The following is a 26,221-nucleotide window of genomic DNA, read 5'->3' as shown; positions in this document are numbered from 1 at the left end:
GGGGCTTACGAATGTTACGATTTCTCGGAAAACGATTGCTGCAGATCATACCCATTCTCATATTGGTTTCCATCTTTATCTTCCTTTTTGTACATATGATTCCTGGAGATCCTGCCAGGCTTGTGGCAGGAGAGGATGCTACCATTGAAGATGTGGAACTCGTCCGTAAAGAATTAGGTCTCGATAAACCCATAACAGAACAATACATCACGTACATGAAAAACTTGTTTCAAGGCGATTTCGGAAAGTCATTGAAGACCAATCGCGATGTCAGCTACGAAATAGGAGAACGCTTCATGCCGACCTTCTGGCTAACAGTATGGAGTATGTCATGGGCAGTAGTTGCAGGACTGATCATCGGGGTGGTATCCGCGACAAAGCGAAATAAGTGGCAAGATTATTTAGGGATGTTTGGAGCCGTATCAGGATTGTCTTTACCATCTTTCTGGCTCGGACTCATGCTCATTCAATTGTTTGCTGTTACATTAGGCTGGCTGCCGAGCGGTGGTATGGACTCATGGAAAAGCTATATTTTGCCTGCATTCACATTAGGGACAGGAGTGGCGGCAGTTGTTGCCCGTTTCACGAGGTCCTCTCTAATGGATGTTTTGAAAGAAGATTATATTCGAACAGGTCGCTCTAAGGGATTAAACGAACGAAGAATTACATGGGGACATGGATTACGGAATGCAATGATTCCGGTCGTCACAATGACGGGGCTACAGTTTGGATTTCTACTTGGTGGATCAGTTGTTATTGAATCCGTTTTTAGTTGGCCGGGACTAGGCAAGCTATTAATCGATTCAGTCGCGTATCGGGATTATCCGGTTATTCAAGCTGAAATGCTGATTTTTGCGCTGGAATTCATCCTCATTAACTTAGTAGTTGACTTGCTCTATGGAATTTTGAATCCGCAAATTCGTTATGAATAGGAGGGGATTTTGTGGTAGAACTCAAGTTATCGAACAAAGAAGCCTACTATCAACAGACCTTAGAGAATATTCCATCTAAAACACCATTTTCTGAGTTCTGGAGAAAGTTCAAGAAGCAAAAACTGGCGTTTGTCGCGTTTTTCTTTGTTGTCGCACTCATTTTGCTCGCATTTATAGGGCCATTCATAACTCCATATGACATTACGGAACCGGATTATGAAAACGTGTTGTCTGGTCCTTCTGCCGAGCACTGGGCAGGAACAGATGCATATGGCAGGGATATTTTTAGCAGGGTGCTAGCTGGAACTCAGATTTCCCTTTATGTGGGGCTGACCTCTGTATTGCTCGGAGCAATCGGTGGCACTTTTCTCGGTATTGTTGCCGGATATTATGGCAAACGGATTGACTCAATTATTATGCGGATTTGCGATGTTCTGCTGGCGTTTCCTGGAATTTTGCTGGCGATTGGTATTATCGCTATTCTCGGGCCGGGCCTTGGCAATGTCATTATTGCCGTTGCGATTTTCAGTGTACCGATGTTTGCACGTATTGTCCGAAGTTCAACGCTCGCAGTGAAATCCACACTATATATCGAAGCTACGAAATCTATTGGCACAAGACCAAAACGAATTATTTGGAAGCACATTTTTCCTGGTACCGTTTCAAGTATCATCGTCTATTTCACAATGAGAATCGGTTCGGCAATTTTAACTGCTGCAAGTTTAAGCTTCCTAGGACTTGGCGCACAGCCACCTTCACCGGAATGGGGCGCGATGTTGAGCGGTGGTCGTGATTATTTAAATATTGCCCCTCACGTAACAATATTTCCAGGGATTGCAATTTTCGTAACTGTACTAGCGTTCAACTTGCTAGGTGATGGCCTTAGAGATGCACTTGATCCAAAGATTAAAGAGTAATAATAGGTTGAAAGGAGGAGCATAGAATGGAAGAGAAGGTTCTTCAGGTGAGAAATCTGCAGACACACTTCACTAGCGATGCTGGGGTTGTCAAAGCAGTGGATGGTGTATCGTTTGAAGTGGGCAAAGGTGAGACATTAGGCATTGTAGGCGAATCTGGAAGCGGAAAGAGCGTCACATCACTTTCCATCATGAGACTGTTGAAAGATACTCCAGGAAAAATTGCAGGTGGCGAAATTTTTTACGAAGGTCGGGATTTGACTAAAATCAGCGAACGTGAAATGAGGAAAATCCGTGGAAATGAAATCGCGATGATCTTTCAGGAGCCGATGACGTCATTGAATCCTGTTTATAAAATCGGGCGTCAATTGGAAGAATCGATCATTCTGCATATGAAACTATCGAAAAAAGCGGCACGTGAGCGTTCCATTCAAATGTTGACAGCAGTAGGAATTTCAAGGCCGGAAAAAATCGTATTTGAATTTCCCCATCAGCTTTCAGGTGGGATGAGACAGCGCGTGATGATTGCCATGGCGATGGCGTGCAATCCGAAGGTACTCATTGCGGATGAACCGACGACTGCGTTAGATGTAACGATTCAGGCGCAGATTCTGGAGCTGATGAAGAGTTTGACAACAACGACAGATACAGCAATATTACTGATCACCCATGACTTGGGTGTGGTGGCTGAAATGTGTGACCGTGTCGTAGTCATGTATGGTGGCAGGGCTGTCGAAGAAAGCGACGTCGTATCTATTTTCACCAATCCGAAACACCCTTACACACAAGGGCTGCTGGAATCTATTCCTAAAATTGGTGATCGTGTCGAACGACTCTCTTCGATTCCAGGAAATGTTCCAATTCCAGCACATATGCCGATGGGCTGCAAATTTGCTCCGAGATGTCCACATGCGATGGACGTCTGCTGGGACAAAGAACCGTCATTTGATAAGTTGACGGATAATCATTCTGTACGCTGCTGGTTGTATGAGGAGGTGCCGACAGATGAACCAAACCTTGTTGGAAGTTCAGAACGTTAAAAAATATTTTCCCATACCTTCAAAGCTATTCAGTAGAAAGAAAGAATTCGTTAAAGCGGTAGACGGTGTTTCATTTACTGTGAACAAAGGTGAAACACTGAGTATCGTCGGTGAGAGCGGATGTGGGAAGTCTACGACGGGTCGAATGATTATGAAATTACTCGATATCACGGAAGGTAAAGTGATCTTCGAAGGGCAAGATATTACTGATATGACGGATGACCAGATCCGTCCGTTACGTAAAGAATTCCAGATGGTCTTTCAAGACCCATACGCATCCCTGAATCCTAGACTGACGATCAAAGAAATTCTTGAAGAACCCCTCATTGTGCATAATTTTAACAAGGGAAATCGTAATCAACGTGTCACGGAGCTGCTAGAAGTGGTTGGGCTTAATAAATACCATGCGGATCGATATCCCCACGAATTTAGTGGAGGACAGCGTCAACGCATCGGGATTGCACGGGCACTGGCCGTGAATCCGAAGCTAATTATTGCCGACGAACCCGTCTCTGCATTGGATGTGTCGATTCAATCTCAAGTACTGAATCTGATGAAGGATCTACAAGAGGAATTTGGTTTGACATATGTCTTCATCGCCCACGATTTAAGTGTCGTTGAGCACATTTCCGATCGGGTTGGAGTGATGTATTTAGGCCGACTAGTTGAACTGGCTACGCGCGACGAACTTTTTGGTAAACCATTACATCCCTATACGAAAGCTCTACTGAGCGCGGTTCCAATACCTGATCCTACGGTCAAGCGAGAACGAATCATTTTAAAAGGCGATATTCCAAGTCCGGCGAACCCTCCGCCTGGCTGTACGTTCCATACGCGCTGTCCATTTGCTCAAGAAACGTGTAAAATTCAAGTGCCGGAATTCCGAGAACTAGAGTCCGGACATTACGTGGCATGCCACTATGCTGAGGAGCTTGAGATTAATTAACATGAAAAAACTTCATATCATCTCGATTCAAAAAGAATATTTAACCATCGTCGCCTATCAACTATTTGATATTTTTGGTGATCAAGTGGAGTTATATCCTATTACACTACAGCAATTGACAATGGAAACGGTAGCTGAGGGTGATTTGGTGCTGTTATCGAAGGAAGTCCTACGAGGAATAACAGCTTCATTCATCCCTGCTTCATGTCCGGTCATTGTTGCAAATAGGGAAGTGAACATTGCTGCTACAGAAAAACTATCAGGGCTCCCCTTCGGTCAACGTATCCTGATTATCAATGATACGGTCGAACATGCAGTTGAAACGGCTACCTCCTTAAAAAAGATTTATTATGAGCACCACTATAAAACCTATGATCCTATGAATGCAGTTCCTTCGGATATCGACTGGATTGTTACACCTGGAGAGATGGAACTGGTCCCAGCGGCGTTTAAAAATGTAATAGACATCGGTCCACGAACACTGGACTTTTTAACAATCGAACAGGTTGAGTCAGAACTTAAAACAACTATATCTGAAATCGTCCTGATGAACCGCTTTTTCAAATCACAAGTTACGGTTGAGCTGAAACGGAAGTCAACTACAAAAAAGAACGAAACAGGAACTAAACAAGTTGATATAGTAACTGTTGAAAATCGGAAAGAAACTCATTTCACACTTAGCTTAAGTGAGATTGATCCGATTAAGAATAAAATTGAAACCCATGGATTTCTAGATGAGAGTCTTGTTATTTTGTCTATATATAAAGAAGGAAAAGAATCGTATGAACTTTTAGGTAGAGCAAAAGTGAAGGAACGATTGGTTCTCCGTGGAATAAAACTGTCTGACCAACAATTGCGGTTACGCCTCGAAATTATGCAGGATGAACAACTAATCCATGCTCGGATTGGGCGGGGAGGAACACGAATTTCAGAAAAAGGGGAAGCGTTTCTGGAGTATTTCATGGGCATAAAAGAATAAGAGGTGGATCATGAAGGTTTACATTTCCGCGGATATTGAAGGCGTGGCCGGTGTCGTTCATGGAGAGCATACGTTGCGTGATGGGAAAGAGCACGACTATGCACGTAAGCTTATGACCGAAGAAGTGAATGCGTGTATCGAAGGGGCACTGGAAGCAGGTGCAGACGAAATTGTAGTCAATGATTCACACGGAACGATGCGCAACATTTACCCGGATGAGTTACATAGTAAAGCAATGTTGTTAATGGGATCCCCCAAAAAGCTTGCCATGGTGGAGGGTCTCACAGCTGAATATGATGCGGTACTTTTCGTTGGCTATCATACAAGAGCTGGAACAAATGGAGTTCTTAATCATACGTTTAGTGGCAGAGTCATTAAAACGATTAAAGTCAATTCCACCGATATGGGTGAATTTGGACTAAATGCGTTAGTCGTTGGCTATTTTCATGTTCCGACGGTGTTTGTGTCTGGTTGTAATTTACTGGCGGATGAAGCACGAGCAGTTATTCCAGAAATTGAGTCGGCAATCGTAAAAGAATCGATTTCCCGAACAGCAGCGTTAAATCTAAGCCCATCGGAATCTCGGTTGCTAATACGGCAAGGTACAAAGCGGTCGTTGAAGGATGTCCGCAGTAAAACACCTTTTAGGATGGAAGGACCTTTTACAGTAGAAATCGAATTTTTGAATACAGGATATGCCGATGCGGTTGAAATATTGCCGATATATGAACGAAGAAATCCGCTAACGGTAAGTTTTAAAAATGAAGATTGGTTGCATTGCTATCGTCTCATTCGTGGTGCAATAATGATCGCTAATTCTGTTCAATGACAAAGCCCAAGGTAGAGGAGAGGTTGAAAATGAATCCCTTGATTGGAATTACATGTCATCATGATTTGGAGTATCAATACATGCTCAATCATTCTTATGTTCAATCCATCACTGAAGCGGGAGGTATTCCGCTGTTGCTTGCAACGGGAATGAAGAATGATGTGGGGATGTTGGTAGAGCGCTTGGATGGTCTTTTACTGTCAGGTGGATTCGACATTAATCCATTATTCTATGGCGAGGAACCAATCAAAGAACTTGGAGAAATCTCACCAGGACGGGATGACAACGAAATGGAGTTAGTTCGTGCCTTTCTTCAAGCTGATAAACCCATCTTAGGGATATGCCGTGGTCATCAAGTATTGAATGTCGCACAAGGAGGCACCATGTATCAAGATATTCACGCACAAATCGATGGGGATGTCCTTCAACATGTGCAGAAGGCGAGAAGGGAACACTTGTCCCATCGTGTTAAATTAGTGGAGGATACTAAGCTTTCTAGTATCTTCGAAACATCAAGTATTCTTGTTAATTCCTTTCATCACCAAGCGGTTAAAGAAGTCGGTGATCCCTTTATAGTATGTGGTACGTCAAGCGACGGTGTTATTGAAGCTATCGCGAGTGAGAGGCACAAGTTTGCTATAGGCGTTCAATGGCATCCTGAAAACACTGCTTGTGCAGGAGATGCTCCTTCGAAGAAGCTGTTCGAGGCGTTTGTAAAAGCGTGCAATTAGACTATGAAGTCATTACGCAAGAAGAGGAAGCGACTCCGAGTGGAGAGGCTTCCTCTTCTTTATTTTAAATCCTAATGTGATCAGTTCGAGTTGGAAGTATTTCCTTTTTTATTAATGAAGTACAAGACCCCTTCAATCGCCAGTACAACTATCAACGAAATTCCAAATAGAGGCATGATGATTCCTAAAATCACCATTAACACTATAAACCCGATGGAAATGCCACTTGTTGCTTTAGGAGGAGACGAAAGATTCCCTTTCCGTTTTCTCGACAACCACATTTTAAATCCGTAGAAAATAAGAAATAAAAATGCGAGACAGACAACTAAGTTAATAATTTTATTGGGCCATCCGAACAAGTGCCCTTCATGTAATGGAATTCCCCACGTAAACCATTTTGCCAAAATCCCATAATCGTCATAACCGACTTTGGAAATTAAATCTCCACTGTATTGGTCGAAATAAGAAGTCATTTCCTCGGCAGGGCTGACGTCTAATCCAGTGACGCCGGTATTACTTCCTTTAGATACTGTGAATACTCCATCTTCAGAAAAAGGATATACGATAGAATACGGTTTTGAGATTCCAGCGTCTCTCGCTTTCCACAATAGTTTTTCAACTAGAATGCCATCATTCCCCATATCCATTCCAGGCATCTTGCCGTGACCTCCATGATTCGCATGAGGGTCGGGTTTTTCTGATTCAGGCGCTTCTTCTTTCCGAGTAGCCCATGGAATTTCGCTCATATCGGAAGTTGGTGGTTGCTGCTGAAGCAACGGTGTTCCGATGGAAGGGTGTTCCTGTGATGCAGTGTAAATGAAGTTCCCCATAAACGCGGACCAAGGAAGTCCTGTGAAAATGAGGATGATCATTGGAATCGTAATGATTGTCCCGATGAGTGCATGGATCCTTTTAAGTCTTAAGCGGGGTGTTGATTTCTTAGGTTTCTTTAGCGCACGACTTTTGAATGTCATATAAAGTCCGGAAAATAATAAAAAGATTGCCCAGCATGCAGCCAATTCAACTAAGTAGTTTACGACGGTTCCACCAACAAAGAGTGAACTATGGATGTTTCTCATAATGTTAGCGTACGTATACTTTGGATTTTGTGATCCAACAATTTCATTATGTTCATCTAAAAATACATACTTTTCTTCGCCAGATTCAGATGACAAAGTTATCCTCGTATTATAAGGTTCATCCATGATCATAACTTTGGCTACTTCAAATCCTTCATTCTCATGCTTTACAAGTGAGATACCTTCGTCGATTGTTAGTTGATATGTTTCTTCACTGTTGCCAAAAAAGAGATCTTTGTATGCGACGTTTTCTACATTGTTATAAAACAAGTATCCGATTCCGCTCAGCGTCAGCGTAATGAGAAGTGGTGCCATAAACAACGCACCAAAAAAGTGCCATCGCCAAAATCGATTATACATCCCCTTTTTCATCTCGTTCCCTCCTTGTTCAGTTAGTTATTATTTAGAAGCTAACGTACACATTCACAATTTGGATCACTATTTTTAGCATAATAGTAGGTTGTCCAAAAAAGAGCGAGAGAAGACGTATGATTGCTTCAAGAATGGTCACCTAGATGTTTATAACATTCAAGTGTGAACTAAAATAGAACAGATGCAAAACTTTTGCAAATTCTTTGTCGTTACAAAATATAATTCATTAGTCCGATTTTTTTGTGGACTTTCTTTTCTAAAGCATTATGATTGAATTAATGGGAAAATATCACAATATCTTAATTCTTGAACAAAATTGTTTTGGCAATAGAAAGAGGGGATTATTATGTCTGGTTTTTTTGACGGAATTTTAACTGGTATATGGATGTACACCAAGTCACCGCTATTTTATGTATTGATCGGTCTACTGCTTTTGCGTGGAGTGTATCGGATCAAACGACCGGCTATCCGAGGGGCGATAGGTGAGTGGTTGGTAAATCGAAAACTTACGAAACTCGGTGCTGAATATAGTGTTTTTTCAGACATATATGTACCGGATGGGGAGGGCGGATACACACAAGTCGATCACATTGTGTTATCGCCTTACGGAGTGTTTGTCATTGAGACGAAGCATTATAGCGGTTGGATATACGGAAGTGAACACCAGAAAAATTGGACGCAAGTGATTTATAAGCGCAAGGAACGTTTGTACAATCCGATTTGGCAAAATTACGGACATATCCAGTCACTAAAGGGTTACTTACATAAGGAAGAATTGGACGTGCAATCGATAATTTCTTTTTCAAGTGATGCTACTTTCAAATTTAAGGAGCCATTTGAAACTGCATATGTTATTCATATCAATGAGCTGAATCGTGTCATTAAAAACCATCACGAAATCGTGTTTACGGAAGTAGAACTCGATCACATGAATCATTCGCTTGAAAATTTGAGGATGACAGATAAACAAGAAAAACGGAAAGTGAAGAAGGAACATCTTCATTCTGTAAAAATCAAACAGAGGGAGCAGAAGCCAAGACAATCGGTTAATTCAAAGTCAAAACAGCAGAAGGATGCTAGCAAAGAACTAAATCAGGTAAGGTTAAAAAAACGAGTAAATCTGACGAACTCAATAGAATCGGTTGGCAGCTGTCCTCGCTGTGCGAGTGAACTCGTTCAACGCAATGGAAAGTTTGGAAAATTTACGGGCTGCAGTGCTTATCCTAAGTGTCGTTATACGTTGAAAACGGAAGCATAATTGAAGAGAGGACCCCTGCTTTGATTTTTTTATCAATGGTATCTGTAACATTTATTTTTAATCTGAGTCTACTCGCAAAAAGGGGAGATGACGATGAGACTTCTCTTAGATGGAATCATCCTGAGTGTGCTAGTTTTGACGAGCTGTACCTCGGAATCAGGAACGATCACTGAACCAACTAGCAAACCCCCAGACTCCGATGAAGTGTTAAGACAAGAACCGGACGCGGACATCTTGCAATGGCAAGGTTCGGTCTACCAGGCAGACGTGGAGTGGATTCAAGAGTTGGAGCTCACTAAGAATGAACTGCTTGGTGAAATACTTTATAATTCCCAAATTCCGGAAGACTTTCAAGATGGAACGGCTACAAAGTTACCTATTGGTTCCGTGATTTATTCAACGAATGAAGGTGGAATGTATGTACTCGTCGAAGTGGATGGGGAATTGCGGAAGTATTTGCTGCTAACAGAAGGCTAGGTTTACGTTTTAATGCGTCAATTTACAGGAAAGAAGGAACGTGATGAAAAAGCATTCAATTGGGCTTCGCAAATTGATGGAAGAAGACAAATATAGACTATTGAAATGGCTGACGGATCCACAAGTTCTTCGATTTTACGAAGGGCGTGATAACCCTTTTACTATGGGCAGAGTGGAAGCGTCCTTCTTTGATGGAAATCTGGAGGAAACGAGATGTATTGTCATTCACGAGGATACCCCGATTGGTTACATTCAGTATTACCCGATTGGGATGGAAGAAAGGAAAATCTATGGATATAATGATTCGGAGGATGCCGTCTTTGGCATGGATCAGTTTATTGGCGAGCCTGAGTACTGGGACAGAGGAATCGGAACTGAGCTCGTTATCTTAACGATTGAGAGGATAATTCGGGAAAAACAAGCAAGTCGTATCGTGTTGGACCCTCAAACGTGGAATGAACGGGCGATTCATTGCTATGAAAAGACTGGTTTTCAAAAAGTGAAATTACTACCCGAGCGCGAGTGGCACGAAGGGGAATATAGGGATTGCTGGCTGATGGAGTATGTGGTAGGCGGTGAATGATGCCGTCAGCAAAATGATCAAGAAGTCTCAACGGTCATCTAAGGAGGAGCGTCATTGGATTACATACAAAATATGCGCAAGTTGATTGGACACGAAACACTCTTTACGGTCGGATGCGGGGTGATGATTGTTCAGAATGATCAGCTCTTATTGCAGCATAGAACTGATGAAGACAGCTGGTGTATTCCAGGGGGAGTGATGGAACTAGGGGAAACGTTTGAAGAGACTGCAAAACGTGAAGCACTTGAAGAAACGGGATTGTCTGTCGGTCAGCTGGAGTTGTTTGGAATCTACTCAGGTGAAGATTGTTATGCCGAATACAGCAATGGAGATCAAGTCTATAGTGTCCAGGTGATTTTTATTGCGCATTCAATTTCCGGAGAGTTACTTCAAGAAGGTGAGGAAAGCAGGGAACATCGTTTCTTCGCGCCGCATAACTTACCTGATAACCTAAACTTGAGACAGAAGTCATTCATCTTAGACTGGGCTAGAGGGGCAAAGATACCAGTTATCCGGTAACTATTCTGTAATTTTAACTTCCTTTAAGGTTTCAACTGTCTTCCTCGAGGGCAGTTGAATAAGAAACGCTTATAAAGGATGACACGTATGAACATCTATACGATCGGACACTTTTCACACACGAAAGAAGAATTTATTAGTCTCTTGGAACAAGCTAGGATTGAAAAACTCGTTGATGTACGGGCGTTCCCAGGCAGTCGGAAATTCCCATGGTTCGCGAAAGATAAAATGGCCGAATGGTTACCTGAATCAGGAATCGACTATACACATATCGAAGAACTTGGCGGCAGACGACAGTCATCCCAACTCGTCTCTCCTTTGTTAAATGAGGGCTGGCAAAACCAATCCTTTCACAACTACGCGGATTATACATTGTCGAATTGCTATCAAGATGGTGTAAAGAGATTGACTGACATTGCTTCTGAAAAACGTACAGCGTATTTCTGCTCGGAAAGACACCCCGCACGCTGCCATCGATTGATCATTAGTAACTGGCTTGTGGTTCATGATTGGGAGGTATTTCATATTGTTCCGAAAAGCGATGGTACAGGAGAGTTGGTTCCTCATGAACTAGGGAAGTGGGGAGCAATGCCGATTGTCGAGGAGGATAAAACAGTAGTCTATCCACATGTAAACTAACTAAAAGTTGATTGAATTCTATTTCTCTCTAACAGCCTTTCGCGAAGGCTGTGTTTTTGTGTGTCCAAATACCTAAAATATTTTTTCTGAAAAATAGAACTTCCCGCTCACTTGAAAACTATGAATACTCCTACAAAGACGCATAGTCGCTATTACAGTGTAATGGTACGCTTAAATTGAAACTAGAATTCTACCAATAGATAGTCGGATTCTTCTGTTGAGCGAATTCATTCCAACGAGGAGTGTGAGGCAATGCACGGTCGAACGGGGAAGAAATGGTTGAACTCATTAATGGCAACAACGCTTGTGGCAGGATTGGTCGCACCAGCTGTTCCGGTATATGCAGTAGAATCACCGGCTGTAAAAGCATCCGATTTGCTGATTTCCGAGTATGTGGAAGGGGCTGGATTCAATAAGGCGATTGAACTGTACAACGGGACAGGCGCTACACTTGACTTGAGTGGGTATTCTGTTGAACTCTATGCAAATGGAGCGGTTGCGCCGACGAACAAACTAGAACTGACGGGTACACTTGAAGATGGAAAAACGTATGTCATTGTGCATAACCAAGCTTCAGCCGATCTCAAAGCCAAGGCGGATATGGAAATCGGGAGCGTGACAAACTTCAACGGCGATGATGCCATCGTGTTGAAAAAAGGGAACGCTACGATCGACTCATTTGGACAAGTCAATGCTCGAGATAATTGGGGTACGGATGTAACGCTTGTTCGAAATGCGGACGTTACAAAAGGTGATGGTGTCATTGATGATACGTTTGATCGAACGAAAGAGTGGACGGTTTATCCGAAAGATACGTTTTCGAATTTAGGTACCCATGAATTGGATGGATCAGGTTCAACGGATCCCGAAGAGCCTGAAATACCTGTTGACGTTGTGTCCATTAAAGATGCACGTGCATTGCCAGCTGGAGAAAAAGCGACAGTGAAAGGGATTGTCGCTGCAAAACTAAAAAATACAATTTCGATTCAAGATGAAACTGGAGGTATCGCTGTTCGTCCAACGAGTTTAGCAGTAAATGTTGGAGATGAAGTGACGGTAACTGGGAAGATTGCTGACTATAGAGGATTATTACAATTGGACGAAGCTTCAGTTGTTGAAAAGATTGTGGGAACAGAGCTGACTGCGAAAACTGTGACAGGGGCAGCGATTGGTGAAGATGTTGAATCACAGCTTGTTACAGTGAATAATGTGACGCTTTCCGACAAAGAAGCAGGGCCAGGTTGGGCAAACTTCATTGCAACAGATGGAACTGAATTTACGATTCGGGATGAAAATGACAGCCTTGGGTTGCAAGCAGGTATGACCTACGACTCGATCACAGGGATTGTTCAGCAATTTGACGATGTCTATCAGGTGATTCCACGTGGTCCGTCAGATGTTATCGCAGACTCTACGGTGGTCCAGCCAGTTGTTGCAAATCCAGGTAGCGGAACATTTGTTGAAAGTGTGGACGTGACGTTGACATCTGGAACAGTAGATGCAGAAATTTTATATACTCTCGATGGCACAGATCCGATTGAGAATGGTGCAACGTATGCAACACCGTTGAAGATTACCGATAATGTTCAGTTGAAAGCAGTTGCTAAAACGGATGATGGACGTGTGAGTGCTGTCCAAACGTTTGACTATTCAATTACGGATGCACTGCAAATCCATAACATTCAAGGAGCAGGTCATGATTCACCATTTGCAGGACAAGTCGTAGATGGCGTACAAGGTATTGTTACGTATAAATACGAACTTCAAGGATCGACGTATTATCACATTCAGACGCCGGATAATAAGCGCGATGGCGATTTGAATACATCTGAAGCTGTTGTCTTGTACAGTGGACGTGATGCATGGAACTTGAAGAAAGGTGATCTCGTTTCTGTCAGTGGACAAGTGAGTGAGTACGCGATTGACGGGTACTCAGATCGTCAGCAAACGGACTTGAAAACGACGCAAATTAACGTACGTGAAGATCGTGGCGGTGTTGTAACGGTTGTGGACAGTAATGTTGAACTTCCCACGCCATTTGTTATCGATGAATCGAACTTACCAAAAGAACAAATTCTTAGCGCAGGTTTAAAAGAATTTGATCCAGCTAAATATGCAGGCGATTTCTGGGAGAGTCGTGAAGCGATGCTCGTTGAAGTAGGCAATGTAAAAGCAGTTGGACCCCAACAGCATGGTGATTTAGCAACTGTTTTAGAATCTCGTAAAACGGAGACGAAAAACGGCGGAGTGGTATTGAAGAAAGACGTTCCGAATGCAGATTTGGTCCAATTCCGATTGGAGCCGAATGGTGCAGCGCGTGATTTTGAAGTAGCGACAGGTGACCAGTTTAAAGGACCTATCGTTGGAGTGGTCGGGTATTCGTTCCAAAACTATAAGATTTATGTGGGATTGGAAGAGATGCAGGCGAAGTTTGTAAAGGGCAAAGCAGTTCCAGAAAAAACAACAATTGTGAAGGACAACGAGAAATTAACAATTGCATCGTACAACTTGGAGAACTTCTCAAACAATACGAAAACGACTTCTGCCGATAAAGCAAAGAAGCTAGCACGTGCCTTTGCGGTCGATATGAAAAGTCCAGATATTGTTGGTGTTACTGAAGTTCAAGACAATAACGGTCCTGATGCGGGTGGACCTGAAGCCAATCAAAGTTATGAACGTCTAATTCAAGCGATTGTAGAAGCAGGCGGAGTGAAGTATGAGTATGTCAACATCGATCCGGTGAATAACCAAGATGGTGGACAGCCGAATGCCAATATCCGTGTTGGATTCCTGTACAATCCTGAGCGCGTTTCAATGAAAACAGGAGCACCTCACGGGGATGCAGTAACAGCGGTTGGGTATGAGAATGGTGGTTTGACGGTGAATCCAGGACGGATTGATCCGACAAATGAAGCGTTCAATAGTAGCCGAAAACCACTTGCAGCAGAGTTCACGTTCCAAGGTGAAGATGTCATCGTCATTGCAAACCACTGGAATTCAAAAGGTGGAGACACGCCATTGTTTGGTGCAGTCCAGCCACCAGTGTATAAGAGTGAGATTCAGCGTAAAAATATTGCGCAAATCGTGTATAACTTCGTGGATGATGTGAAGACGAAAAACCCTGATGCGAATGTTGTATCCCTTGGCGATTTTAATGACTTCCAATTTACAGATGCGCTCAAGATTCATGAAGGTGAACTAATGACGAATCTTGTGAATGGAGTCGAAGAATCGGATCGCTACTCGTACGTTTATCAAGGGAATTCTCAAGTGCTTGACCATGTACTCGTGTCGAACAATCTAGCAGATGCTTCTGAAATCGATATGCTGCATATCAATGCAGATTATACAGACATGGCGGGCCGTGCAAGTGACCATGATCCGATATTAGTGCAGCTAGCGCTGAAAACAAAGAGCGATCCTGATCCATTTGAGTGGGAAAAGGTTCCTGTCAACAAGTATTATTTCTTGTTGAATTACAAGAAGCCGAGTTTAACAGTCGATGCGAAAGGATCTTCCATCACAATGGATTACCGCTCGCGTGTAACGAATGGCATTACGTTAACTGGCCAGTATGCAATTTTAAGCGGACTGGGCTTTGCAAATAACAAGCTAATTCTGAAACCGACTGAAAAAGGCTTAACTGTCGATACGAAGTGGACAGTTCAAGGAAATGTCGTTTTGGATGGGACGAATCCACTTCGGATCTTTGGAGCCGAGAATGTTATGAAAATTAGTTATGTGAATGGTGCAAGTGCTGAAAATGTTGAGTTTTATGACCGCTTTGGTCGCAAACTTACAAAGCCTGGCATTCAATGGCCATGGAATAGTGTGGCGAGCTGAGTAGATTTTGAGGAGAGGACGATGCCCCCGGGTGTCGTCCTTTTTGCGTTGTTCACCTGACGATTGGGGGGGATTAGGATGGGTGAATCGGCAAGAAGGGAGCGTGAATCGACCAAATCAGAGGGGGAATCAGCATTATGACGAGAGGAATCGGCAATATCGAGCAAAGAATCGGCAAGAAGGAAGAATTAATCGGAATCAGGACACAATTCAACGGGGTTAAGGGATTAATTGGTAGCGCTCCGCTTGATTTTTGTAGGCTTTCACTGTTTGTATGGTGAATCGGCAAGAAGGAAGCGTAAATAGGCAAGATTGGAAGAAGAATCGGCATTATGACGAAAGGAATCGGCAATATCGAGCAAAGAATCGGCAAGAAGGGAGAGTTAATCGGAATCGGGACACAATTCAACGAATAAAAAGCAGCCTCTCAATACAAATAGAGACTGCTGGTACCAAAAAGTTAAGATCGATTCAAAAATCCATGTTGCCCCGCGGTCCATAAATCACGAAACGCACGATTTACAGGAGAAGTTTCCAATACAGCCTGCATGCCTAGTCTACGGAATAACTGGACTGCACAATCCGTTGCGATATCTGAACTCTCCATGCATACAGCGGACAGTTGATCAAGTTCATGGTCGTCAAGGGAACCATTCAGATGCATGTCCCAGCGTCGTTCCACTGCATTATGGAAGAGTTGCTCGGCTAGGTTAAAACGCTCCTGTTGTTCCTCAAGCAAACTCACTGTTCCAGCAATCTTTTCTGCATCCCAGCGTGACTTGGCTTGTTCTATAAGCTTATGTGCTTCTTCTAAAAAGCGCGCACCCAGTCCAAGACAAACAGCTGCAAATGAGACTTGTGAAAATTGGACGAACGGGAACGAATGAACAGGTAGGCCGAGTGCGTTCTGAGTTTCAATTACTGAAAAGGTTCGATCATGTGGTATAAATGCATCCTTCACACGGATCGTGTGGCTACCTGTTCCTTTCAGTCCCATCGCATTCCAGTCTTCCACGATTTCGACTTGGTCTGGCATGAATATACATGCGCGCATTTCGTCTGTTTCCTTACCGTCACGCCAAATAATTGTATTCGCTGTAAACATGGAAGCGTACGGTGCGCCGCTGCAAAAACGCCACTTACCGGAAACTCGATAGCCGTTCTTTTCAGCATGTGCTTTGCCAGTTGCATATCCACTACCTGCAATCACAGCGTTCGCTGGTAAATACAGTTCTTTCGCTTGTGCTTCCGTCATATTTTCAAGAAATAAATTACCTCCAGATCCGATTGTCGTCAGCCAACCAAACGAACCATCATTAAATGAAGTGTCTTTAAATACATGGGCAGCATCAGGTAAAGAAAGCGCCCGACCACCTAACTCTTTCGGTAAAAACAGCTTAAACAACTGTTCTTCATAAGCAACTTGCAATAAGTCGTCTGGCAATGTACCAGTCTGCTCGATTTCTGACGAAGCACTGAGAATAATTTTTGAGAGATCTTCAGATAACATAACTATCATCCTTTCTATTCAGTAAAAATGTAACGGTACCGGTAGAGGAATAATCAAAACGCGAATCGTGCACCCACTTCTATTCCCTCTATGACAAGGAAGTAAAGGTTTGCAAAGTTTTAACTTTAACTTCAGAAGACATTGGAACTACCAGAAATATATGGTATGTTTGACTAGTACGAAAACTAAATGGTGAGAGGGAGATGTTAATGTCTTTGCTTAAAAGAATCGGCTTCAGTTTTCTTGTCGCTTTGCTGACCCTTGGTAGTTTAATTATACCTCAAGGAGCAAGCGCTGCTAAGTCAGATGAGGCAACTAGAGGAGAATTCGTCCAATCAGTTGTACAAGCACTTAATTTACCTACGAGCGATGGTTCGACGCTCACATTTACAGATGTGGACAAACAGTTAGCTCCTTATGTTGAAGCTGCAGTGAAAGCAGGTCTTGTTCACGGCCGTTCAGCTACAAAGTTCGACACAAATGGTTCACTAACTCGTGAACAGGCGTTTGTTATTTCAGCACGTGCAGCAAAAACAGATAAAACTTATCCGATGAGCCTCCTTGACCGTTTTAAGGACAAGCGTGACTTCGGTGCTTCGTTGCGTCCGGAAATGGCGAAAAGCATCGGTTTAGGTCTGTTGAAAGGCTATTCAGACCACACAGCAAAACCGAAACAGGCAGTGTTGAAAAATGAAATGCGTGCAATCGTTAATCGTTTAGTAAAAATAAGTCAGGAATACCCAGGTACTGATGAAGCAACTGTATCCCTACGTGTAATGGGTACGACTGATCTTCACATGAACCTTGTAAACTATGACTATTATCAGGATACTAAGGTAGAAGACTATGGACTTACAAAAGTAGGTGTGTTGGTGGATGAAATACGCGCTGAATCCGAAAATACGCTTATGTTCGACAATGGAGATTTAATCCAAGGGAATCCACTCGGTACATATAAAGTGAGTGTAGATCCGTTGGAAAAGGGTGAAGTACACCCTGCATTTGCAGCGATGCAAGCACTTGACTATGATGTGATGTCTTTAGGAAACCATGAGTTTAACTATGGACTGGAATATCTGGACCAAGTGATCGATGAGTCTGGTTTCCCTGTCATTAACGCAAACGTGTATGACGCGAAAACAGGTAAAAACCGCTACAATCCTTACATTGTAATGGATAAAGAAGTAACAGACTCTAAAGGTGAGAAACATACATTGAAAGTCGGCGTTATCGGAGTCGTTGCACCAGGTATCCTTCGCTGGGATGGCGCAGTACTTAAAGGTAAAGTAACTGTGGAAGATGGTTCAGATACAGTTAAGAAATTCTTGCCACAAGTACAAAAAGAAGGCGCTGATGTTGTATTCGTAATTGCTCACTCAGGAATTGGCGATGAAATTCATGAGCAGGACGAAGATGATATTACATGGCAGATTTCTGAAATTGACGGCGTCGATGGAGTTCTAACTGGTCACAACCACGCGTTGTTCCCTGGGGACTTTGCAGACACAAAAAATGCAGATCAAGCTGCTGGTACGTTGAATGGAACTCCTGTCGTTATGCCAGGTAAGTTCGGTAGCCACCTTGGATTGCTCGATTATGAATTGAAAATAGAAGATGGCAAGTGGGAAGTCATCTCTGGAAAAGGCTCACTGCGCGCAGTTCACAAAGATTCAGAAGAAATCAACCAAGGTGTCATGGATGCGGTCAAGGAAGCTCACGAAGGAACACTCGAGTATATCCGCACACCGGTTTCTAAAACAACAGCACCAATTACAAGCTATTTCGCGCTTGTGAAAGATGATCCATCGATTCAAATTGTTACAGAAGCACAAAAACGTTATGTAGCAACGCAGATTCCAGGTACAGAATATGCAGATTTACCAATTTTATCAGTAGGTGCACCATTTAAAGCAGGCGGTAGATATGGTTCCGACTATTACACGGACATCCCTGTTGGAGACATTGCCATTAAAAACATGGCGGATCTATACGTATTTGACAACACGATTACAGGACTTGTAATGACAGGAGCCGATGTTAAGGAATGGCTTGAAATGTCAGGTGGTCAGTTCAATCAGATTGATCCGAAAAAATCTGGAGAACAAAACGTGTTAAATGAAAATTACCGTTCTTACCTGTTTGACGTTATTGATGGTGTCACATATGAGTATGACGTGACTCAACCAAACAAATATGACGGTGCAGGTAAAGGTGTCAACGAAGGCGCGAGTCGAGTGAAAAATCTTATGTTTGACGGAAAACCAATTGATCCAAAACAGAAGTTTATCGTAGTAACTAACAACTATCGTGCAAGTGGGGAATTCCCGGGAGTACGCAACGCTACAGATACGCTTTCTTACCAATACGAAAACCGTGAAGCGGTTGTCGACTATATGAAAGCAGTAGATCCAATCGATCCTTCTGCAGATGGCAACTGGTCCATTCAATCAGTGGGTGGAGCAAACATGATCTTCGAAACATCTGAAAAGGGTAAACAACATCTTGGTGACGATAGCCGCATTAAGTACGTTGGACCAACAAAAGATGGATATGCGAAATATGAATTGAAGTAAGAACTAGAAAAAGAGACGTGCTCGTTGCGTCTCTTTTTTCTAGTAAAGTTCGGATAAAGAGAAACAGTTTCTTTACGTCTTAGTCCATGTAATTGATTTGGGGTGCCAGGGAGATTCGTTTTATTTCAATTGAATAAAATTATACATTGAAAAGGGGATGGAGAAATTTTGCTAAAAAAAGTTGGCGTTAGTTTTCTTATCGTATTGTTAACTGTTGGAAGCCTAGTGGTCCCACAGAAAGCAAATGCTGCAAAGTCAAACGAAGCAACAAGAGGCGAATTCATCCAACAAGTTGTGAAAGCGCTTAACCTTTCGCTAAGTGACGGTTCAACGCTCAAATTTAAAGACGTAGATAAACAACTCGCACCTTACGTTGAAGCTGCCGTGAAAGCAGGTCTTGTTCATGGGCGGTCTACTACGGTGTTCGACACAAATGGAACATTGACACGTGAGCAGGCATTTGTTATTTCAGCACGTGCTACGAATACAGACAAAACGTATCCGTTAAGTTTGCTTGATCGTTTTAAGGACAAGCGAGACTTCGGTGCTTCATTGCGTCCAGAAATGGCAAAAAGCATAGGACTTGGTCTTATGAAGGGCTATTCAGATGGAACAGCAAAACCCAAACAGGCAGTCATGAAAAATGAGATGCGAGCAATTGTGAATCGACTGTTACAAGTAAGTCAGCCACATCCTGAAGAAGCGACTGTAGCACTTCGTGTTATGGGTACAACGGATATTCACACGAATCTCATGAACTATGATTATTATCAAGACAAAGTGATTCAAGACTATGGACTTGCGAAAACAGGAGTTCTTATCGACGAAGCACGTGCAGAGGTTGAAAACACGTTGTTATTCGATAACGGGGATCTGATTCAAGGGACGCCACTCGGTAGTTACAAAGTAAAGGAAAAGCCGCTCCAAAAAGGGGAAGTGCATCCTTCTGTTGCCGGATTGAATGCACTCAAATATGACGTGATGTCATTAGGAAATCATGAGTTTAACTTTGGTTTGGATTACTTGGACAATGTTATTGAAGGTGCAGAATTCCCAGTTCTGAATGCCAACATCTATGATGAAGCAACAGGAAAAAACCGCTTTACACCTTACGTCATTCTGGACAAGGAAGTGACGGATTCTAAAGGGGTCATGCATAATTTGAAGGTGGGCGTAATTGGAGTTGTTGCTCCTGGAATCATGCGTTGGGACGGGTCGAATTTAAAAGGGAAAGTTACAGTTGAAGATGGTGCGGATACTGTAGAAAAGTTCTTGCCACAAGTACAAAAGGAAGGCGCTGACGTCGTATTCGTTATTGCTCACTCTGGAATAGGTGATGAAGTTCACGACAAGGGAGAAGATGATGTCACGTGGCAGATTTCTGCACTTGAAGGTGTGGATGGTGTGTTGACAGGTCATAACCACGCACTCTTCCCCGGCGACTTCAAAGATGTGAAAAATGTGAACTCAGAAGAAGGTACACTGAATGGTACTCCAGTTGTCATGCCAAACCGTTTTGGTAGTCACCTTGGATTACTAGACTATCAATTGAAAATGGACAATGGCAAATGGGTAGTTGTTTCCGGTAAAGGATCAGTACGTGAAGTTCATAAAGACTCTGATAAGGTGAATCAAAAAGTAGTAGATGCAGTGAAAGAAGTCCATAAAGAAACATTAGATTACATTCGAACTCCTGTTTCTAAAACAACTGCGCCACTTACGAGCTATTTTGGGCTTATTAGAGACGATTCCTCCATCCAAATTCTAACGGAAGCACAGAAACACTACGTTGAGGATAAGATTAAAGGAACCGAGTATGAGAAACTTCCGATTTTGTCTGCAGGATCTCCATTAAAGTTCGGTGGTCGATATGGTCCTGATTATTATACGGATATCCCAGCTGGAGATGTGTCTATTAAAAACTTAGCGGACTTGTATGTCTATGATAATACGGTCGCTGCGGTTGTTCTTACAGGTAAGAACATCAAAGAATGGCTCGAGATGTCTTCAGGTGCATTCAACCAAGTAGATCCTACAAAGTCGGAAGAACAAAATATTGTGAACGAAAACCACCGTTCTTACAACTTTGACGTAATTGACGGACTAACATATGAGATAGATATTACGCAACCTGCGAAGTATGATAGCAAAGAAGGAAAGCTTGTAAATGAAAACGCAACTCGGATTCGGAATTTACAATATAAGGATCAACCGATTGATCCGAATCAAGAATTTGTTGTCGTAACAAATAACTATCGCGGTAGCGGAAACTTCCCTGGAGTACGGGATGCAAAAGAGATCATCTTCTATCAAGATGAAAATCGTGAAGCCGTTATTGAGTATTTAGAAACAATCGATCAAATTGAGCCCTACGTAGACAACAACTGGTCGATTCAGCCTGTAAAAGGTGCAAAAATGATTTTTGAAACCTCAATAAAAGGTAAAGAACATATCGGTGATGACACGCGCATTAAATATATCCAACCAACTAAAGAAGGTTACGGGAAGTATGAATTGAAATAAGAACGTTTAAGGGGACGCACTCATTGCGTCTCTTTTTTTTACGTAAATAGCAGAAAAAAAGCAATCCAGATGTAAGTTATTCTGAAATAATTTTAAAATGAAAAATAATTTGAAAATCAATTACTTTAAATATAAACAATAGAAATCAAGAGCCGAAAGTATAAGTATGCTTTTACTACTTACTAGAAATGAGAGATGACCTATGTCAATTGGAAAAAAGTTGTATGGAGGATTCGGTGTACTTATCGTTGTTATTCTACTTTCATCGTTATATAGCTTTAATCAAATAGCTAAAATTGAAGATGAATATGACTTTTTGCTCGAAAGTCGTGTTGCACAAACTATACTCGCAAAAAATATTCAGGCAGAAAGCGGTCTAGAAGGCGTTTACATACGCTCGTATTTACTACTAGGTCAACAAGATGATTTGGATAAATTCGACGAGCATTATGAAAGAATAAACGAATCCATCGCTGGAATTCGTCAACTTGCCCAATCGGATAAGATGAAGGGATTGATAGACAAAACAGAACAATTAAATGCGGAGTTTTATGCAGTATCCCAGGATGTTATTAAATTAAAAAAAGCTAATGATGTAGAAGGCGCAATCCAATTGATGGATTCGGAAATGAGCCTTATAAATGAGGGACTAAGAGAAACATTAACTGAAATGACTACGTATCAAAACGAACAATTAACTATAGTAAATAAGAGCGCACTCGACACTGCTAAAAACGCAAAGCTTGGTTTGCTTGGAGCAAGCATTCTCGCATTAGTGTTAGCTGCACTCATTTCAACAACGATTACTCGCAGTATTTCTAAGCCTGTGATTCGTCTATCTAAAGCGGTATCTGTTGTCGCATCTGGAAACTTGTCAGATGAGGACATTCATCTGAAATCCAAAGATGAACTGAAAGATCTTGCGAATTCATTTAACGGCATGAAACAAAGTCTTCGAACACTTATTGGTGGGGTGAACGACAACGCCCTGCATTTGACAGCTTCAGCAGAAGAGCTGTCTGCAAGTACGTATGAGGTATCACAATCCTCTGAAGAGATGGCGAAATCTATTGACTCTGTCGCACAAGGTGCACGATTATCAGCATCTGCTGCAAGTGAGAGTTCAATAGTAATGGAAGAAACGGCTGTAGGTGTCCAACGTATTGCAGAATCAGCAACGCAACTAAACGACAGTGCTGAGAAAACCATGTATATCGCTACGGAAAGTGGTCAGACAATCGAAACAGCGAAAGAGCAAATGGATATTATTTATAACTCGTCAAATCAAACTTCAGAGCTGATCCAACGGTTGAGCCGTCAGACTGAAGAAATTGAGAACATTACGAATGTCATTACTAGCATCACGGAACAAACCAACTTGCTAGCACTCAACGCGGCAATTGAAGCAGCACGCGCTGGAGAGCATGGAAAAGGATTTGCTGTCGTCGCAGATGAGGTACGTAAACTGGCAGAGGAATCGAAGAAGTCCGCGAGTCAGATTGTCGAGTTGACGATGGCAATTCAGACTGATACAAAGAACGTGGAACAATCGGTCTCTGAAAGTATGGTGAATGTAGAACAAGGTGTTCATGTCATTGAAAATGCAGGGCGTACGTTCTTGGAGATTGTGAAAGCTGTTCAGGTCATGTCCGGTCAGATTGCAGAAATCTCCGCAGCAACAGAGCAGATTTCTGCAAGTGCTGAAGAAGTATCAGCCTCTGTGAATGAAATTTCAGGTCAAGCTACAAGTGCTTCTGCACAAACAGAACAGAACGCAGTTGCGATGGAAGAGCAATTGGCAACGATAGAAGAAATCAATGCAGTGGCTCAAGACCTTAGCAACAAAGCGGTGGATCTACAGGAAATGATTCATCAGTTTACAGTATAATTAGCAATTGGAAGTCCTTTTGTCAGCATTAGCTGACAAGAGGACTTTTTTAGTGCTAGCGGATATAGGAATTCACTGGATACATGCATAAATGATCTAACACATTCATGTTACTGTCCTCATACAAAAAAATCAGCTGCCCCATTTGAGCAGCTGATCTTACGTTAGTATAGGGACACAAGAACGCCGCTTTCCTTGAATGGTTTGGCTATTGCGACAGGTTAGTATATAAAACAAAGTAAGCTACGTTTATTCACTTCACACTTCAGTAAGTTAATAAACTCAGCACTTAGTTCTAGTTCCATGGCTTTTACATACGATAGGATGAGCAGATCATCGGGGAGTCTGTTCATAAACACGACACCTTCTTCCAGCATTGTATTATTCAATTTCCCCAAGTACGAGGAAAGCGGCTTACTTTTAACTTATCAGATAACTAAAAAAAGAACAACCGTTCGGTTATCCACATTGATTGGTGGATAAAATGTGGACAAGCTGTTCATAGGAGTTAGTAGGTCTATCGCAATCAAGGGGATAACGTGGAAAAAGTTATGCACACTTGTGGACTGCGCGAAGTTTGTCGAAAGATTTTTTGATTTGTTGGATACAGTTGATCAAAAAGTTTATAAAAAAAGTGCGATGTGCAATATATCGCGTGGTTGAGGCGTTGTAAGCGTATACATTTTCACTATATATTCTAAATTGAAAAATTATTTCAAAAACATGGTTGACTCTTTATTTCTTTCGCTATATGATTACAACAATCTACTTCAGCGAAAGGTTGTTTCAACTACCTGGTTGCTGAAATTATCGTTCACCCGTTGGTGCCATTGTGAGGAGTGAGTTTCATGAGAAGTGACATGATAAAGAAAGGTGTCGATCGTGCACCGCATCGGAGTCTACTGTATGCGACAGGCGTGCGATCGAGAGATATGGAGAAACCATTCATTGGAGTATGCAACTCATACATTGATATCATTCCCGGTCATATGCACTTAAACAAATTTGCGGAAGTCGTGAAAGAAGCGATACGTGAAGCAGGAGGCATTCCTTTCGAGTTTAATACAATCGGTGTTGATGACGGAATTGCTATGGGGCATATTGGTATGCGGTATTCATTGCCAAGTCGTGAACTCATTGCCGATTCAGCTGAAACAGTCATTAACGCGCATTGGTTTGACGGTGTGTTTTACATCCCGAACTGTGACAAGATTACACCAGGAATGCTGATGGCAGCGGTCCGTACGAATGTTCCTTCCGTATTCGTTTCAGGAGGTCCTATGGAAGGTGGAACTTCAGCAGACGGTAAGCCGTTATCCCTCGTATCTGTGTTTGAAGGAGTTGGCTCTTACAAACAAGGAACCATGACTGCTGAAGAACTGCTCGATATTGAACAAAGTGCATGTCCTACATGTGGTAGCTGTTCAGGAATGTTCACCGCTAACTCCATGAACTCTCTAATGGAAATGCTAGGCGTCACCGTGCCGGATAACGGCACAATCATCGCAACTTCTGATGAGCGTCATCGGCTCATTAAAGAAGCGGCGCAGCATCTCGTGAGAATGGTAAAAGAGGACATTAAGCCACGAGACATCATTACAAAAGAGACAATTGACGATGCGTTTGCACTCGATATGGCGATGGGCGGATCTACAAACACGGTCCTTCATACACTCGCAATTGCACACGAAGCGGAAATCGAGTACGACGTCCGTGATATTAATGAAGTCGCTAAACGGATTCCATATTTATCGAAAATCAGTCCAGCATCCGATTATACAATGCACGACGTCCATCTGGCAGGTGGCGTCAGCGCCATTATAAAAGAGCTTTGTGAAATTGAAGGTGCTGTTCATCCAGATAGGATGACAATCACCGGAAAGTCACTCTATGAAAATGTGAAAGACCGGCCAATCAAGAACGATCAAGTAATACGTCATAAAGAAAATGCTTATAGTCCAGTTGGAGGTCTTTCCGTTCTATTTGGAAATATTGCACCAGACGGCGGCGTCATAAAAGTCGGTGCTGTCGATCCTTCCATCAAAGAATTCAGAGGTGAAGCTATCGTCTTTGAATCTCAGGAAGCAGCTCAAGAAGGTATTGACGATGGTACTGTGCAAGCAGGTCACGTCGTAGTCATTCGTTACGAAGGTCCAAAGGGCGGACCTGGAATGCCGGAAATGCTCGCGCCGACTGCAGCGATTGCAGGTCGAGGACTTGGAACGGAAGTCGCGCTCATCACGGATGGTCGTTTCTCAGGAGCATCCCGAGGCATTTCCATCGGACACATTTCTCCGGAAGCAGCTGAAGGCGGTCCAATCGCTCTTGTGGAAAACGGAGATGTCATTACAATCGACTTAACCAATCGGACCATTGAATTGGAAGTCGATGAAGAAGAACTTGCAAAACGTAAAAGCCAATTGAAACCATTTGAACCGAAAATCAAAAAAGGGTATCTTGCCCGTTATTCCAAATTAGTGACATCCGCCAGTACGGGTGGCGTTATGAAAATTTAATAGACGAACTCGATGATGAGGTAAAAGTGTTTGGATCCTGCATTCCCAGAGAGCCGGTGGTGCTGCA

General features: G+C 42.6%; 21 protein-coding genes and 1 other annotated feature (1 of these 22 running past the window's edge). Of the genes, 18 read left to right on the top strand and 3 right to left on the bottom strand.

The features are described from left to right. Positions 1–11 precede the first annotated feature (11 nt). The 7 genes from gsiC (at position 12) to RL70_RS04425 (ending at position 6,374) form a co-directional block, all read left to right on the top strand. Positions 12–932 carry a glutathione ABC transporter permease GsiC gene (gene gsiC / locus RL70_RS04455; RefSeq protein WP_039042193.1) on the top strand — a complete coding sequence of 307 codons (921 nt, stop codon included), beginning with the start codon at positions 12–14 and terminating at the stop codon, positions 930–932. Between the two features lie 68 nt (positions 933–1,000). Beyond that, positions 1,001–1,849 (top strand): ABC transporter permease subunit, encoded by an 849-nt coding sequence (locus RL70_RS04450; protein WP_052245779.1) that lies wholly within the window; start codon positions 1,001–1,003, stop codon positions 1,847–1,849. 26 nt (positions 1,850–1,875) lie between these two features. Then, the gene (locus RL70_RS04445) at positions 1,876–2,889 is read left to right on the top strand and encodes an ABC transporter ATP-binding protein (protein WP_039042191.1); all 1,014 of its coding nucleotides are present in this window, start codon (positions 1,876–1,878) and stop codon (positions 2,887–2,889) included. Next, positions 2,855–3,835, top strand: coding sequence for an ABC transporter ATP-binding protein (locus RL70_RS04440; RefSeq protein ID WP_039042190.1), 981 nt, complete (start codon positions 2,855–2,857; stop codon positions 3,833–3,835). The genes RL70_RS04445 and RL70_RS04440 overlap by 35 nt, the downstream gene beginning before the upstream one ends. Position 3,836: 1 nt before the next feature. Continuing rightward, positions 3,837–4,814, top strand: coding sequence for a winged-helix domain-containing protein (locus RL70_RS04435; protein WP_039042189.1), 978 nt, complete (start codon positions 3,837–3,839; stop codon positions 4,812–4,814). A 10-nt stretch (positions 4,815–4,824) separates the two neighbouring features. Continuing rightward, entirely contained in the window at positions 4,825–5,643 is an 819-nt protein-coding gene (locus RL70_RS04430) for a M55 family metallopeptidase (RefSeq protein WP_039042188.1), read from the top strand. A gap of 29 nt (positions 5,644–5,672) precedes the next feature. Next, entirely contained in the window at positions 5,673–6,374 is a 702-nt protein-coding gene (locus RL70_RS04425; protein WP_039042187.1) for a gamma-glutamyl-gamma-aminobutyrate hydrolase family protein, read from the top strand. 80 nt (positions 6,375–6,454) lie between these two features. Here RL70_RS04425 and RL70_RS04420 read toward each other — a convergent pair whose 3' ends face one another. Then, complete coding sequence (locus RL70_RS04420; RefSeq protein WP_039042186.1) at positions 6,455–7,825, bottom strand: PepSY domain-containing protein; 1,371 nt, start codon at positions 7,823–7,825, stop codon at positions 6,455–6,457. 346 nt (positions 7,826–8,171) lie between these two features. On the opposite strand from RL70_RS04420, the gene RL70_RS18000 reads away from it, so the two are divergent. The 7 genes from RL70_RS18000 to RL70_RS17750 all read left to right on the top strand — a co-directional run bounded on the left by RL70_RS18000 (position 8,172) and on the right by RL70_RS17750 (position 15,425). After that, entirely contained in the window at positions 8,172–9,083 is a 912-nt protein-coding gene (locus tag RL70_RS18000) for an NERD domain-containing protein (RefSeq protein WP_052245763.1), read from the top strand. 93 nt (positions 9,084–9,176) lie between these two features. Next, on the top strand, positions 9,177–9,560 hold the full coding sequence (locus RL70_RS04410) for a hypothetical protein (protein WP_052245762.1): 384 nt from the start codon (positions 9,177–9,179) through the stop codon (positions 9,558–9,560). Between the two features lie 43 nt (positions 9,561–9,603). Next, complete coding sequence (locus RL70_RS04405) at positions 9,604–10,143, top strand: GNAT family N-acetyltransferase (RefSeq protein WP_039042184.1); 540 nt, start codon at positions 9,604–9,606, stop codon at positions 10,141–10,143. 54 nt (positions 10,144–10,197) lie between these two features. Next, on the top strand, positions 10,198–10,662 hold the full coding sequence (locus RL70_RS04400) for an NUDIX hydrolase (RefSeq protein WP_039042183.1): 465 nt from the start codon (positions 10,198–10,200) through the stop codon (positions 10,660–10,662). Positions 10,663–10,749: 87 nt separating this feature from the next. After that, positions 10,750–11,301, top strand: a complete 552-nt coding sequence (locus RL70_RS04395; protein WP_039042182.1) for a DUF488 family protein — start codon at positions 10,750–10,752, stop codon at positions 11,299–11,301. A 252-nt stretch (positions 11,302–11,553) separates the two neighbouring features. Next, positions 11,554–15,144, top strand: a complete 3,591-nt coding sequence (locus tag RL70_RS04390) for a chitobiase/beta-hexosaminidase C-terminal domain-containing protein (protein ID WP_082003305.1) — start codon at positions 11,554–11,556, stop codon at positions 15,142–15,144. 137 nt (positions 15,145–15,281) lie between these two features. Beyond that, positions 15,282–15,425 carry a hypothetical protein gene (locus RL70_RS17750; RefSeq protein ID WP_156137892.1) on the top strand — a complete coding sequence of 48 codons (144 nt, stop codon included), beginning with the start codon at positions 15,282–15,284 and terminating at the stop codon, positions 15,423–15,425. Positions 15,426–15,604: 179 nt separating this feature from the next. On the opposite strand, the gene RL70_RS04385 is transcribed toward RL70_RS17750, so the two are convergent. After that, entirely contained in the window at positions 15,605–16,654 is a 1,050-nt protein-coding gene (locus RL70_RS04385; RefSeq protein WP_052245761.1) for an acyl-CoA dehydrogenase family protein, read from the bottom strand. 209 nt (positions 16,655–16,863) lie between these two features. Between RL70_RS04385 and RL70_RS04380 the strand changes: the two genes are divergently transcribed. The 3 genes from RL70_RS04380 to RL70_RS04370 all read left to right on the top strand — a co-directional run bounded on the left by RL70_RS04380 (position 16,864) and on the right by RL70_RS04370 (position 23,638). After that, the gene (locus tag RL70_RS04380; RefSeq protein WP_052245760.1) at positions 16,864–19,227 is read left to right on the top strand and encodes a bifunctional 2',3'-cyclic-nucleotide 2'-phosphodiesterase/3'-nucleotidase; all 2,364 of its coding nucleotides are present in this window, start codon (positions 16,864–16,866) and stop codon (positions 19,225–19,227) included. Positions 19,228–19,395: 168 nt separating this feature from the next. Beyond that, on the top strand, positions 19,396–21,750 hold the full coding sequence (locus tag RL70_RS04375; protein ID WP_039042181.1) for a bifunctional 2',3'-cyclic-nucleotide 2'-phosphodiesterase/3'-nucleotidase: 2,355 nt from the start codon (positions 19,396–19,398) through the stop codon (positions 21,748–21,750). A gap of 202 nt (positions 21,751–21,952) precedes the next feature. Next, a complete protein-coding gene (locus RL70_RS04370) occupies positions 21,953–23,638 on the top strand; it encodes a methyl-accepting chemotaxis protein (protein WP_039042180.1) in 1,686 nt (561 codons plus the stop codon). A gap of 221 nt (positions 23,639–23,859) precedes the next feature. Here the strand turns inward: RL70_RS04370 and sda are convergent, their stop codons facing one another. Then, the gene (sda, locus tag RL70_RS18265; protein ID WP_156137899.1) at positions 23,860–23,991 is read right to left on the bottom strand and encodes a sporulation histidine kinase inhibitor Sda; all 132 of its coding nucleotides are present in this window, start codon (positions 23,989–23,991) and stop codon (positions 23,860–23,862) included. A gap of 495 nt (positions 23,992–24,486) precedes the next feature. On the opposite strand from sda, the gene ilvD reads away from it, so the two are divergent. Then, a complete protein-coding gene (ilvD, locus tag RL70_RS04365) occupies positions 24,487–26,154 on the top strand; it encodes a dihydroxy-acid dehydratase (RefSeq protein WP_039042179.1) in 1,668 nt (555 codons plus the stop codon). A 3-nt stretch (positions 26,155–26,157) separates the two neighbouring features. Continuing rightward, positions 26,158–26,221: a binding site (T-box leader), on the top strand (it continues 171 nt past the right edge of the window).

It is taken from the genome of Sporosarcina sp. ZBG7A (genome assembly GCF_000813425.1).
Lineage (GTDB): Bacteria > Bacillota > Bacilli > Bacillales_A > Planococcaceae > Sporosarcina.
Note: the sequence above shows the minus strand (reverse complement) of the source record. Positions and strands in the feature narration are given on the sequence as shown.

Coding starts and splice junctions, on each gene's coding strand:
- gsiC (WP_039042193.1), top strand. CDS start 12: ATGTTACGATTTCTCGGAAAACGATTGCTGCAGATCATACCCATTCTC.
- RL70_RS04445 (WP_039042191.1), top strand. CDS start 1,876: ATGGAAGAGAAGGTTCTTCAGGTGAGAAATCTGCAGACACACTTCACT.
- RL70_RS04440 (WP_039042190.1), top strand. CDS start 2,855: ATGAACCAAACCTTGTTGGAAGTTCAGAACGTTAAAAAATATTTTCCC.
- RL70_RS04435 (WP_039042189.1), top strand. CDS start 3,837: ATGAAAAAACTTCATATCATCTCGATTCAAAAAGAATATTTAACCATC.
- RL70_RS04430 (WP_039042188.1), top strand. CDS start 4,825: ATGAAGGTTTACATTTCCGCGGATATTGAAGGCGTGGCCGGTGTCGTT.
- RL70_RS04425 (WP_039042187.1), top strand. CDS start 5,673: ATGAATCCCTTGATTGGAATTACATGTCATCATGATTTGGAGTATCAA.
- RL70_RS04420 (WP_039042186.1), bottom strand. CDS start 7,825: ATGAAAAAGGGGATGTATAATCGATTTTGGCGATGGCACTTTTTTGGT.
- RL70_RS18000 (WP_052245763.1), top strand. CDS start 8,172: ATGTCTGGTTTTTTTGACGGAATTTTAACTGGTATATGGATGTACACC.
- RL70_RS04410 (WP_052245762.1), top strand. CDS start 9,177: ATGAGACTTCTCTTAGATGGAATCATCCTGAGTGTGCTAGTTTTGACG.
- RL70_RS04405 (WP_039042184.1), top strand. CDS start 9,604: ATGAAAAAGCATTCAATTGGGCTTCGCAAATTGATGGAAGAAGACAAA.
- RL70_RS04395 (WP_039042182.1), top strand. CDS start 10,750: ATGAACATCTATACGATCGGACACTTTTCACACACGAAAGAAGAATTT.
- RL70_RS04390 (WP_082003305.1), top strand. CDS start 11,554: ATGCACGGTCGAACGGGGAAGAAATGGTTGAACTCATTAATGGCAACA.
- RL70_RS17750 (WP_156137892.1), top strand. CDS start 15,282: ATGACGAGAGGAATCGGCAATATCGAGCAAAGAATCGGCAAGAAGGAA.
- RL70_RS04385 (WP_052245761.1), bottom strand. CDS start 16,654: ATGTTATCTGAAGATCTCTCAAAAATTATTCTCAGTGCTTCGTCAGAA.
- RL70_RS04380 (WP_052245760.1), top strand. CDS start 16,864: ATGTCTTTGCTTAAAAGAATCGGCTTCAGTTTTCTTGTCGCTTTGCTG.
- RL70_RS04370 (WP_039042180.1), top strand. CDS start 21,953: ATGTCAATTGGAAAAAAGTTGTATGGAGGATTCGGTGTACTTATCGTT.
- sda (WP_156137899.1), bottom strand. CDS start 23,991: ATGAACAGACTCCCCGATGATCTGCTCATCCTATCGTATGTAAAAGCC.
- ilvD (WP_039042179.1), top strand. CDS start 24,487: ATGAGAAGTGACATGATAAAGAAAGGTGTCGATCGTGCACCGCATCGG.